The sequence below is a fragment of the Pedobacter sp. MC2016-14 genome (assembly GCF_020991475.1).
Taxonomy (GTDB): domain Bacteria; phylum Bacteroidota; class Bacteroidia; order Sphingobacteriales; family Sphingobacteriaceae; genus Pedobacter.
This window is the reverse complement of sequence record NZ_JAJMPA010000001.1, coordinates 2,827,090-2,839,349: the sequence shown is the minus strand read 5'-3', so window position 1 is coordinate 2,839,349 and position 12,260 is coordinate 2,827,090. Positions and strand designations below refer to the sequence as shown.

10 protein-coding genes are annotated in these 12,260 nt (G+C 40.6%); 2 read left to right on the top strand and 8 right to left on the bottom strand.

Going from position 1 to position 12,260, the window contains the following annotated elements; translation table 11 throughout:
- Positions 1-125: 125 nt before the first annotated feature.
- The 4 genes from LPB86_RS11735 to rnhA form a co-directional block, all read right to left on the bottom strand.
- A complete protein-coding gene (locus LPB86_RS11735) occupies positions 126-1,052 on the bottom strand; it encodes an alpha/beta hydrolase (protein WP_230643992.1) in 927 nt (308 codons plus the stop codon).
- 54 nt (positions 1,053-1,106) lie between these two features.
- Complete coding sequence (locus tag LPB86_RS11730) at positions 1,107-3,320, bottom strand: ATP-binding protein (protein WP_230643990.1); 2,214 nt, start codon at positions 3,318-3,320, stop codon at positions 1,107-1,109.
- A 74-nt stretch (positions 3,321-3,394) separates the two neighbouring features.
- Positions 3,395-7,051, bottom strand: a complete 3,657-nt coding sequence (purL, locus tag LPB86_RS11725; protein ID WP_230643988.1) for a phosphoribosylformylglycinamidine synthase — start codon at positions 7,049-7,051, stop codon at positions 3,395-3,397.
- A gap of 108 nt (positions 7,052-7,159) precedes the next feature.
- Complete coding sequence (gene rnhA, locus LPB86_RS11720; protein ID WP_230643981.1) at positions 7,160-7,633, bottom strand: ribonuclease HI; 474 nt, start codon at positions 7,631-7,633, stop codon at positions 7,160-7,162.
- A 118-nt stretch (positions 7,634-7,751) separates the two neighbouring features.
- Here rnhA and LPB86_RS11715 point away from each other — a divergent pair, with 118 nt between their 5' ends.
- Positions 7,752-8,120, top strand: coding sequence for a nuclear transport factor 2 family protein (locus LPB86_RS11715; RefSeq protein WP_230643979.1), 369 nt, complete (start codon positions 7,752-7,754; stop codon positions 8,118-8,120).
- Between the two features lie 69 nt (positions 8,121-8,189).
- Here LPB86_RS11715 and LPB86_RS11710 read toward each other — a convergent pair whose 3' ends face one another.
- From LPB86_RS11710 to LPB86_RS11700, 3 genes are all read right to left on the bottom strand, one after another.
- Positions 8,190-9,212 (bottom strand): LLM class flavin-dependent oxidoreductase, encoded by a 1,023-nt coding sequence (locus tag LPB86_RS11710; RefSeq protein WP_230643977.1) that lies wholly within the window; start codon positions 9,210-9,212, stop codon positions 8,190-8,192.
- A gap of 95 nt (positions 9,213-9,307) precedes the next feature.
- Positions 9,308-9,757: an SRPBCC family protein gene (locus LPB86_RS11705; protein WP_230643975.1), complete on the bottom strand. Its 450-nt coding sequence runs from the start codon at positions 9,755-9,757 to the stop codon at positions 9,308-9,310.
- An 18-nt stretch (positions 9,758-9,775) separates the two neighbouring features.
- Positions 9,776-10,147: a DoxX family protein gene (locus tag LPB86_RS11700; protein ID WP_230643973.1), complete on the bottom strand. Its 372-nt coding sequence runs from the start codon at positions 10,145-10,147 to the stop codon at positions 9,776-9,778.
- 135 nt (positions 10,148-10,282) lie between these two features.
- On the opposite strand from LPB86_RS11700, the gene LPB86_RS11695 reads away from it, so the two are divergent.
- Positions 10,283-11,248, top strand: coding sequence for a GlxA family transcriptional regulator (locus LPB86_RS11695; RefSeq protein WP_230643971.1), 966 nt, complete (start codon positions 10,283-10,285; stop codon positions 11,246-11,248).
- Between the two features lie 439 nt (positions 11,249-11,687).
- On the opposite strand, the gene LPB86_RS11690 is transcribed toward LPB86_RS11695, so the two are convergent.
- Complete coding sequence (locus LPB86_RS11690; protein ID WP_230643969.1) at positions 11,688-12,206, bottom strand: hypothetical protein; 519 nt, start codon at positions 12,204-12,206, stop codon at positions 11,688-11,690.
- Positions 12,207-12,260 lie beyond the last annotated feature (54 nt).

Below are 12,260 nucleotides of genomic sequence, written 5' to 3'. Positions count from 1 at the left end.
CATCTACCTATGAAAAACATACCCCCGAAAGGGTAAGCTCAAATGTAATTATCTTTTTGAATAAAAAAAAGTTTAAACATCTTTTATTGGACTTAAATACAATTTAAACAGATTATTGCAAAATATTATGGTATAAATTGCTGGCTCTTCATCCAATTTTTTAAATGGTCAAACCATTTGTCTGTAGTCGTTCCGTTAACCATCCCAAAACCATGTCCGCCTTTAGGATAAACTATCAATGCGGCGTCTACCCCATTTTTATGTAAAGCCTGGTAAAAATTGAGGCTATTTTCTACTTTAACCCCGCGGTCATCACCTGCATGTACTAAAAATGTAACAGGCGTTGCTGAGGTTACCTGCAAATCGTTACTGTATTCTTTTATCTTCTCTGGAGAAGGATTTTTGCCGATCAGATTTGTTCTGGAACCCAAATGAGCAAGTTCATCAGAAAAACTGATTACAGGGTAAATCAGCACCATAAAGTCAGGACGTACACTGGTATTGTTGGCATTAGGAATCAGTGCTTTGCTAAAATGGGTTCCTGCTGTAGAAGCCAGGTGACCACCAGCAGAGAAGCCTAAAATCCCCACTTTATTTACATCAACATTCCATTCGGCAGCACGCTCCCTCACTGTTTTTATAGCTTGCTGAGCATCCTGCAATGGTCCTATGCTTTTATCTTTCATAGAAAGATCTGAGGGTAAACGGTAATACAATATAATCGCTGCTACACCAATTTTCTGAAATTCTTCTGCCAGCCTGTCCCCCTCATGGGTAATGGCAAGCCCACTGTATCCGCCTCCCGGACAAATCACCACTGCTGCTCCGGTAGCTTTAGCTTTCTCTGGCAGGTAGACTTTAATTCTTGGCACGGTAACTTTAGACAGCGTTTGGTTGTTGCTGCCGGCGCGGTTAGTAAGCACTTCGTTAGTGGTATCGGAAATAGAATTTGGAACAGGTCCTTTATATAAAGGATACAAATTTTGTGCAGAAGCCATTAAACAAGATAAATGGATTAAAGCGATACAGGTAATTAAGTATTTGGTTTTCATAGCCAACAAATAACAAACAATTTCGCAACAAACAAAAAATAATTTCAAATAGCCTTAGTGATCCACCTCACTTAAAGCTTCGTAGAGCTTATCAATTTCTATAGGTTTCCTTAAGAAGCCGGTAAAGAAGCTCCTGTAATTTTCCAGGGCCTCTATGGTAATATCTGCCGTAAGTGCAAAAATAGGGGTTTGTTGATTTAGGTTCCTGTTGGCGCGTAAGTAGGCCGTGGCATCCAGTCCGTTCATTTCAGGCATATGAATGTCCATGAGTATAAAATCAAAAGCCATAGATTTAGCTTTTTCAATCACATCCAGCCCATTTACCGCATGAACGGTACTTATTCCCCAGTTGCCCAAAAGCTTTTTGGCCACCATGGCATTAATCATATTGTCCTCAGCCAGTAATACCGATTTATTTTTTAGTTTATGCTGCGCCTTAACCGGCAATTTTACAACTGAATTACTGCTTTTTAAATTCACATCAAAATAAAAAACCGAACCTCTGCCCATAGCACTGTCAAAATGAATTTGACTGCCATAAATTTCCACCAGCTTTTTAACTATAGCCAAACCCAGGCCAGTACCCCCCTGCTTACGTGTGGTGATAGATTTAGGCTGCGAAAAACTCTCAAACATCTCTGCAAAGTATTCTTTTGGAATGCCTAGTCCCGTGTCCGTAACCTTAAACCTTATTTGGGCAACATCATGCGTAACCGATTCAACTTGCTCCAGTTTATTCGCTTCAAGCACCACATTCCCTACCTCTGTATATTTTATGGCATTGCTAACAAGGTTACCTAAAATCTGCGATAGTTTGGTTTCGTCAATTTCAAAGCATTCTGTATGCGTTATATTGGTGACTAAGGTAAGCTGCAAGCCTTTTTCAATCGCCAGGTTCTCGTAGGTTTTGATGATCTGCTGTAAAAGTACACGCAACTCACAAGGCCTCGGTTCCAATACTACCTTTCCATTGTCCAGTTTTGTAAAATCCAAAATATCATTGATCACGAGTAACAAGTTACCCGAGGCAGCCTTCAAAGAATCCAGCAAAACCTTATCTTCTCCTTCATATTTTTCAATCAAAAGAGAGGTAATTGTTGTTACAGCATTCAATGGCGTACGTATTTCATGACTCATGGTAGAAAGGAAATTCTGCTTCATTTGAGCCGTCTGCTCCGCCCTGTCTTTTTTCTCAGTGATATCTGCTTTTTCCTTCTGCAGCCGGTTATCCTGCTCGGTAGCCTGCATTTTGTTCATCCATTCGTAACTTTCAATAACCTGCAGGGTTTGCATATTAATGACAGCCTCTTTTTGATGGAGGTACAATTCAAGATAGGCCAAAGACTTTACTGTATCTTGCTGCTGTTTGGCAATTTGATACAATAAATAATTGCTTCTAAATTTCACAAAGGCGATATTATATTGATTACTGACCTCCAGTGCCTGTTCCAATACTTGCTTAGCCAAGTCCAGTTTGCCCATTTGCATGTACAAATAACCCAGCTTCTGGTAAGCCATTCCCAAACCAAGTTTTTCCCCTGCATCCAGATGTATTTCAATAGCTCTTTTAAAATCCAGTTCTGCCAATTCATACAGCCCTTTATGAATGTACACCTTAGCCCTGCCATAAATAGCAAAAGCCAGCCCGCGAACATCACCAGTCTTATTTTTAATCGCGATTGATTTCTCTATGAGCGCAAATGCCTTGGCTACCTTATTATTCTTAAGGTAAATACCCGACAAAGGATTGTAAGCATTTGAGATGAGGTTAAGGTCATTGATCCTTCTGGCTGCAAATATTGCATTTTCATACGAAGACAAAGCGTTTTTTTGATCGCCGAAATATTCGTAAATGGTGCCTAGCGATTTGTAGACCCTTGCCTGGTTATGGTAATCGTTAAGCTTGCGATAAGTGGACAGTGACGCACTTAAATTGACCAGGCCAAGGTGAAAATGATCTGTTTTATAATATACACTCGCAATGTTAAAGTTGGCATCCGCAATTCCCTTTTCATCATTTAGTTCTTCGAAATAGGATATGGCTGTTTTTGCCAGTTTGATAGACCGCTTATAATCGCCCCTGATCATATAAAAAAGGGAAAGATGATTGTTGCTTCGGCCCATCATCAATTTATCATCAAGGAGGGTACTAATCCTAAGTGCTTTTAAAGAAAGGCTGATGCTTTGCTTTAAATCATACGTACGACAATTGTAAGCATCGTTTAAAAGTGCAGCAGGAAAGATTTTATTGGCATCAATTGTCTCCATTCATATACCTCTAGTATCACTAAAGATACACAAAGGAGACAATTTTACAGTATATTAATTTTTTTATTGCCTGCTTAGGCTTCCAACCATTTTCTGGCGTTTACAAATGCACTTATCCATGGGGTAACTTCATCTTTACGTCCCTCAGGATAATTAGCCCAGTTCCATTGAAAAATGGAACGCTCAATATGTGGCATCATTACCAGGTGTCTTCCTGTAACATCGCACATCATTGCAGTGTTATAGTCTGAGCCGTTAGGATTGGCAGGATAACTTTCGTAGCCATATTTAGCCACAATGTTATACTGATCCTCTGCATAAGGCAACTGGAATTTTCCTTCTCCATGAGAAATCCAAACGCCAAGGGTAGCTCCTGCAAGACCAGACAACATCACCGAGTTATTTTCCTGAATGGTTACCGAAGTAAATCCACTTTCGTGTTTATGGCTATCATTATGCAGCATTTTTGGCTTTTCTTCCTGAGTTGGGTTAATTAAACCAAGCTCAACAAATAACTGACAGCCATTACAAATCCCAACAGATAAAGTGTCTTCGCGTTTAAAGAAGTTTTCCAGTGCTGTCTTTGCTTTCTCATTGTAAAGGAAAGCACCAGCCCATCCCTTAGCTGAACCTAAAACATCAGAGTTAGAGAAACCGCCTACAGCGCCTATAAACTGAATATCTTCCAGGGTTTCCCTGCCTGAGATCAAATCCGTCATGTGCACATCTTTAACATCAAAACCAGCCAGGTACATTGCATTTGCGAGTTCACGCTCAGAATTACTACCTTTTTCACGGATTACCGCAGCTTTAGGCCTTGGTTTAGCCGAATCTATTACTGGCCTTTTACCATCAAACTGTAATGGGAAGCTGTAGTTTAACACATGGTTTTTATAGTTGTCAAAACGCTCTTTAGCCTTAACAGGGCCGCTTTGTTTTTGATCCAGCAGGTAAGAAGTTTTAAACCAACTATCTCGCAATTGGTCAACATCAAAGTTCCAGTTTCCTGTAGCGTCTTTGACTTCCAAAACAGGCACTGAATTTACCTTTCCTATTTTATGGAAAACTACGCCATTTTTATTCAGCAGTGCTTCTGCCGCTTCATCAGCCTGAAACACGATACCAATGTTTTCAGCAAAAAGCTTAGTAATGATGTCCTGATTACCCAAGGCAGAAAGATCTACCGCAGCACCAAGATTACGGTCTGCAAAGCAAAGTTCTAATAGGGTGGTGATTAAGCCCCCACTGCCTATATCATGACCGGCCTGAATGTAACCTGCTTTAATTGCTTCCTGAAGGGTGTTAAAAGTATTTTTAAATTCAGCTGCATTTAAAATATCAGGTGTTTCTGTACCTATCTTATTTAAAATCTGTGCAAAGGAAGAACCCCCTAATTTATAAGCATCAGCAGAAAGGTTGATGTAATAAATACTGCCTCCGTTTTTCTGCAATACCGGCTCTACTACTGCGGTAATGTCATCACAATGACCAGCGGCAGAGATAATTACTGTTCCCGGCGCTATGACTTCGCCATCTTTATATTTCTGCTTCATGGATAAGGAATCTTTACCCGTAGGTATGTTAATTCCAAGATCAATAGCAAATTCAGAACAAGCTTTTACAGCAGCATATAAGCGGGCATCTTCACCTTCATTTTTACAGGCCCACATCCAGTTGGCAGAAAGCGAAACGCTTTTTAAACCATCTTTTAATGGTGCCCAGATGAGGTTTGAAAGTGATTCTGCAATAGCATTTCGGCTTCCCGCAGCAGGGTTTATTAAAGCAGATAAAGGAGCATGACCAATAGAAGTGGCAATACCATCTTTACCCTGGTAATCCAGTGCCATTACACCACAGTTATTGAGCGGTAATTGCAGCGGACCAGCACATTGTTGTTTGGCCACACGGCCACCCACACAACGGTCTACTTTATTTGTTAACCAGTCTTTAGAAGCCACAGCCTCCAATTGTAAAACTTGCTCCAGGTAAGTATCCAGCTGCGCAACATCGTAAGCTACAGCCTCGTAAGTTCTTTCTACGGTTTTATCCTGCATCACTACCTTCGGAGAGCTACCAAACATATCTTCCATTTTCAGGTCCATTGGTTTGGCGCCGGTAGTAGCAGATTCAAAGGTAAAACGGTGATCGCCCGTCACCTCCCCTACCGTATACATTGGAGATCTTTCCCTGTCCGCAATTTTTTGCAGGGTATCCAAATGTTCGGCACCAATTACCAGTCCCATACGTTCCTGAGATTCGTTGCCGATAATTTCTTTCGCAGAAAGCGTTGGATCGCCTACAGGCAATTTGTCCAGGTCAATCTTTCCACCTGTCTCTTCCACAAGTTCAGAAAGACAGTTTAAGTGTCCACCTGCACCATGATCATGAATGGATACAATGGTATTGTGATCGCTTTCTACCATGCCACGAACTGCATTGGCTGCTCTTTTCTGCATTTCCGGATTGGAACGCTGAATTGCATTTAATTCTATACCAGTGCCAAGGGCACCTGTATCAGCAGAAGAAACCGCCGCCCCTCCCATTCCAATTCTATAATTTTCGCCACCTAAAATAACAATCTTGTCATTTAAAGAAGGCGTAGCTTTTTTTGCCTGATCAGCTTTTCCATAACCGATACCACCGGCTTGCATAATTACTTTATCGTAGCCGAGTGTCCTTGAATTTTCTTCATGTTCAAAAGTTAGCACAGAGCCCGTAATCAGCGGCTGACCAAATTTATTTCCAAAATCAGAAGCACCATTTGATGCTTTGATTAAGATATCTACTGGAGTTTGGTATAACCATTTACGTTCTTGTACCGCGTTTTCCCATGGTCTGTCTTCCGTAAGACGGGATAATGCAGTCATATATACCGCAGTACCAGCCAATGGTAAAGAACCCTGTCCGCCAGCTAACCTATCCCTGATTTCTCCACCTGCACCGGTAGCAGCACCATTAAATGGTTCTACAGTGGTTGGAAAATTATGTGTTTCTGCTTTTAATGAAATTACAGCTTCAAAATCTTTGATCTCATAGTATTCTGGCACGTCTGCACGTTTAGGTGCAAATTGCTGTACTACGGGGCCTTTTACAAAGGCAACGTTATCTTTGTAGGCAGATACAATTCCATTTGGATTTGCTTCTGAAGTTTTACGGATCATTTTAAACAAAGAAACCGGCTGTTCTTCTCCGTCAATTACAAAAGTTCCGTTAAAGATTTTATGGCGACAATGTTCTGAATTTACCTGAGAAAAGCCAAAAACTTCAGAGTCCGTCAGTTTACGACCTAGTTTTACAGCTAATTTATCAAGGTATTCAATCTCTTCCTCGCTAAGCGATAGTCCCTCCTGCTGGTTATATTCAGCAATGTTGTCAATTTCTAAGATCGACTCCGGCTGTAAACTGATGGCATATAATTCCTGGTTCAGTTCTCCGTATTTTTGAGAAAGCATGGGATCGAAATCAGAAAAACCTGCTTCAACTTTAACAAACTCTTCAATCCTTACGATGCCCTGGATATCCATGTTCTGGGTAATCTCTACCGCATTGGTGCTCCATGGCGTAACCATTGCTGCACGCGGACCTACAAAATAATCAGTCAATACGTGTTCCTGTTTCAGTTCGGCACCGCCAAAAAGCCAGCTTAATTTCGAAATATCTGAAGATGTGAGTGTGCGTTCCAGTTGTACAGCAAAAACGGTGTTGACCTCGTTGGAGAAGAAATAAATCATGGTTTTATTTTATGCCGCAAAGGTACAAAAAATACATCTTTTTCAGAACAACTTAAAACAACAAAAAAGGATACCGGGCTTTAGGCTCAGTGCGGCTGAGGGAGCATTTTACAATAAAGAAGGATTATTCCGCTCTGCTTCAAATTCGTAGTCAATAGCCAATGCAGCCTTATTTTTACCTGCCGCAACAGCCAAGACATCACAGCGTTCGTTTTCCGGGTGTGCATTATGACCTTTAATCCAGATGAAATTTACTTTATGCAACTTGTAAACATCAAGGAAACGTTTCCAAAGGTCTTTGTTCTTTTTACCTTTAAAACCGGTTTTAACCCATCCAAATACCCATTTCTTTTCTACAGAATCTACCACATATTTAGAATCTGAATAGACGGTTACCTGTTCTCCAGGTTTTTTAATGGCGCTTAAGCCAACAATAACAGCCAGTAATTCCATCCTGTTATTGGTGGTCATCCTAAATCCTCCGCTAAGTTCTTTTTCGTATGGACCCGAACGTAAAACCACTCCATAACCACCTGGCCCGGGATTACCACTTGCTGCACCGTCTGTATAAATCTCAATCATAAACTGCCGTAAAGCTAATCATTAATCGTAAATGTGATCTTGCAATTGTTCAAAAACAAAATCTCAGATCAATCAAAATTTCAAAACCAGATCTCCTAAAACTTTGTTTATTAGCATTATGGAAACAACAAGACAACTCATTGAAAAAATTAACCAGCTATTCCTTGATAACGATATGGAGGCATTCATGGGCTATATTGCCGATGATATGGTTTGGGACATGTATACTTCTACCTCTGGACATACCACCCTGAGGGGGATTGAAGAGATCGGCAACATGGATCCGGGAAACATGCCCGAAAAAATGGACTTCAGCTTCGATACTGTTGTAGTTGAAGGCGACATTGCCATCGCGAACGGAAGTAGCACTGGCGTTACCAAGAATGGAAAACCGTATAAAGGAAACTTCTGCGACATTTACCAGTTTAGCGGAGGCAAGATCATTAAAATGACTTCCTACGTAATTGACAACATAGAAAAAGATTAATAAATGAGCAGTAACAGGCAGTGGCTTGTAACCACTGCCTGTTATTCCTTTTGGCGAATTAAGCGCTAACTATTTCCAGCCTAAGCCAGGGGCAACATGCTCCAGAATGGCAGAAAGCACATGGATATTATAATCCACACCCAACGTATTCGGTATAGTCAGCAGTAAGGTATCCGCTTCCTGTATAGCCTCATCCTGCGCCAGTTCTTTGATCAGCTGATCCGGTTCAGCAGCATAGCTTTTACCAAAGACCGCACGTTGGTCGGCTTCAATATAACCAAAACTATCAGCCCCTTTTCCCTGCTGTCCAAAATAGTACCTATCCTGTTCGTTAACCAGTGCAAAGATGGAACGACTTACTGAAACCCTTGGCTCGCGCTCATGCCCGGCTTTCTTCCAGGCTTCCTTATACAATCTGATTTGCTCTGCTTGCTGAATATGAAAAGGCTTACCACTTTCGTCAAATTTCAGTGTTGAACTTTGCAGGTACATACCATTTTCAGCAGCCCAAACAGCAGTTGCGTTAGAGGCGGCACCCCACCAAATCCTTTCCCGTAATCCCTCAGAATACGGTTCTAAACGCAACAAACCCGGCGGGTTCGGAAACATCGGATTAGGATTAGGCTGGGCAAAACCTTCGCCTTTTAAACGATCTAAAAACTCCAGGGCTTTCTTTCTACCCATATCCGCATCCGTTTCTCCCTCTTCAGGCTGATAACCAAACTTACGCCAACCTTCAATCACCTGTTCTGGTGATCCGCGGCTGAGCCCCAATTGCAATCGTCCACCGGAAATCAAGTCTGCAGCACCGGCATCTTCTACCATATACAACGGGTTTTCATAGCGCATATCAATCACACCTGTGCCAATCTCTATTTTGCTGGTTTTAGCGCCAATAGCCGAAAGCAAGGGAAATGGTGATGCCAACTGGCGCGCAAAATGATGTACCCTAAAATAGGCCCCATCTAAACCTATTTCTTCAGCGGCAACACTTAAATCTATGGATTGCAGCAAGGTATCGCCTGCGCTGCGCGTTTGATAAGCGGGATGTTCAGCCCAATGCCCGAATGATAAAAATCCTATTTTCTTCATTGATTACATGATTTATAACCAAATGTAAGAATACCTCCGTAGCGTACTGGTCACCGCTTGGTCATAACGATTTACCGCGCCTCCTAAAAAACGGTTTAAGCATCCGGAATTTCAGGTTCTACCAATCTGATCAATTTCTCTAAAGATTCTTGCCAGCCCAAATAACACATTTCAGCTGGTATTACCGCCGGAATTCCTTCCTGAAGCACTTTAAGTTCTGTACCGCAGAAAACCTTTTTCAGCCATATCGAGGTGGTAATTTCGCCAGGTAAATTTGGATCATCAAACTTATCTGCATATTTAATAAATTGGTTAGGCTCTATTTCAAGGATCGTTCCGCCAAATGAATGCTGCCCCCCTGTGCTAAAGTTAATAAAGGTCATTTTAAATGTACCACCAACTTTAAAATCCATATGCTGTACTGTACATACAAAGCCATAGGGTGGCAACCAGGTGGAATACGCTATCTGGTCTGCAAATGCCCGAAATACTTTCTCGGGACTTGCTTTAATTACCCGTTGCAGGGACACTGAATTACTTTCCATTGTAGTAGAATTTTAGTTTTAGACTGATGTTAATTTATCTTTATAAAAGTACGAAAGGGCAAGGATACCTAAGAAAACCAGGGGCATCAACATAAAGCCAATATTTTTATCTACGCATACATGACTGATGAATGCATAGATTAAATTGAATGTTAATCCTGCATAAGCCCATTCTTTTAGCTTAGCTGGTGCTTTAGGATAGGCTATTGCTAAAACGCCAAATACCTTAAAAATAATAAGTGTATAGGCAAAGTAATCAGGATAACCCAGGGGCCTTGTTCCTACAGTTACATATTCTGGCATAAAAAGGCTGGTACTTAGTGGCATTATACCCTCCCAAAGTATAATGATGGCAGTTGCAATCCAAAAAATTATTTTATTCTTCTTCATTGTATTCCGGTTGTTTTAGTTTACAATTCAAAAGTACAGCAATACCAGACAGCCTAAGCATTATAAAAACGACAGCTTTGAGGGTGGATTATGACAAAATATTTTTTACCTTGGCGTTCTATAGTTTTTGTTACTATGCAAATTTCCGTTTTTGTACCTGAATACGGCGTAATTGAAGCCATTACACCCCCGTTTAGAACGTTTAACACTGCCAATGAGCTTTTGGCTACATTTGGTAAAAAGCCCATTTTCGAGGTTGAATATGTGGGCCTAAGTACACACGTCCCAGCCAACAATGGCGAGTACATTATAAAAACCGACAGATTACTCAAAGATGTGAATAAAACAGATCTGCTGATTATTCCACCTACATTTGGCGATACGACTAAAGGCATAGCAGACAATGCAGAAGCCATCCCGTATTTTAAAAAGTTATACGCTCAAGGTTCAAGCCTGGCCAGCTTATGTATTGGCGCTTTTCTTTTAGCGGAAACTGGCTTACTCAACGGCAAAAAATGCTCTACACATTGGGCTTACATCAATGAGTTTAAAAAAAGATACCCTGAAGTAGATGTAGAAGAGGGCGCTATACTAACCGAATTTGGTGATATCTACAGTAGCGGCGGTGCAAATAGTTTGTGGAACTTAATCTTATACCTGGTAGAAAAGTTTGCAGACAGAGAAACCGCAGTAATGGTTTCAAAATACTTTGCACTGGATATCGGAAGAGACAGCCAATCCCAGTTCGCCATATTTAAAGGGCAAAGAAATCATGGTGATGGTGACATTCAAAAAGTACAGGACTATATTGAAAAACATTATTCTACTAAAATTTCCATTGAAACTTTAGCCATGTTAATTCATTCAGGCCGTAGGACCTTTGAAAGAAGATTTAAAGAAGCCACTCACAATACTTCAATTGAGTATATCCAAAGGGTACGGGTAGAAGCAGCCAAAACTTATTTTGAAGGTTCCAGGAAAAATGTTTCTGAAATCATGCTGGATGTAGGGTATACAGACACCAAAGCATTTAGAGACATCTTTAAAAAGTTTACCGGATTAAGCCCCATTGAATACAGAAACAAGTTTGCAAGGTTTTAAAAACCAAGATGCTGATCTAATGGTTTAATCGCCAGTTTGGGCTGTAGAAAAGCAACAGAGGCTCAACCTTGATGGAACGAAAAAGTAACTCGTGTCCGGATTTATTGGAATAAGCAGATAATAAGTTGCAGGTAATTAGGCCGTAAGTTGGACCTTTACTACCCCTTTCGCTATCCTTTATTACTCATTTCCTTGACCCCGCATTGTCGTTCGACAAAGAAAGGACAACGAAACCCCAACTAAGGGGATAACGAAACTTCAACTTACCTTCAACTTACCCCCAACATTCCTTATACTTACATTTATAACAACATACATAATCTCTTGTGCATCTATAGTTTTTATAATTCAGTAATGTATCGTTCAAGTTTTTGCGGGTCGTGATTTGGGTTTTTACTAACGGGGGATGTTTTAAGGCGTAGAGTTCTGTCTTAAAACTCTATTGCTTTATGATACTAGCAAACTCTTTAGAGAAATCGGCCCTTTTAATATCAAGATAACCATTGGCACCTTCTTTATACTTGTCTTCAATAACAACCCTTAACTCCGCAGCAACATTATCATCCTGATAAGCGTATACGTTCAAGAACTTTGAGGTTTGAAAGCTTGCGTTCTTATATTGACTCTTAAAAAAGTCTTCAACTTTTTGCTGGTCGGCAAAAGACTTAATCCTGAAAGCAAAACCTACCAATTTACCTCTCCAGGAAAGCAATTCTATATGACCCGGAATCACTCCTGCAAATAGAAATTTACCGTCATTGTCGATACCATAAGATACCATGTCCTGCCTGCCACTTAATTTTCCTTCGTGGATATTGCGTATATCTTTGACCACGGCTTTAATATCTTCATTGAATTTGATCTTTGCTAAATCCATTTTATGCTGGGCCAGGCATCCAAGTTGCCAAAATGTTGCAGTGGCAAAAAGCATTGCTGTTAAAACTTTATTTAATTTCATATTGGAATGATTAAGAATAAAACGGAGGAAACTGGTTTTTTATTTTACAGTTAA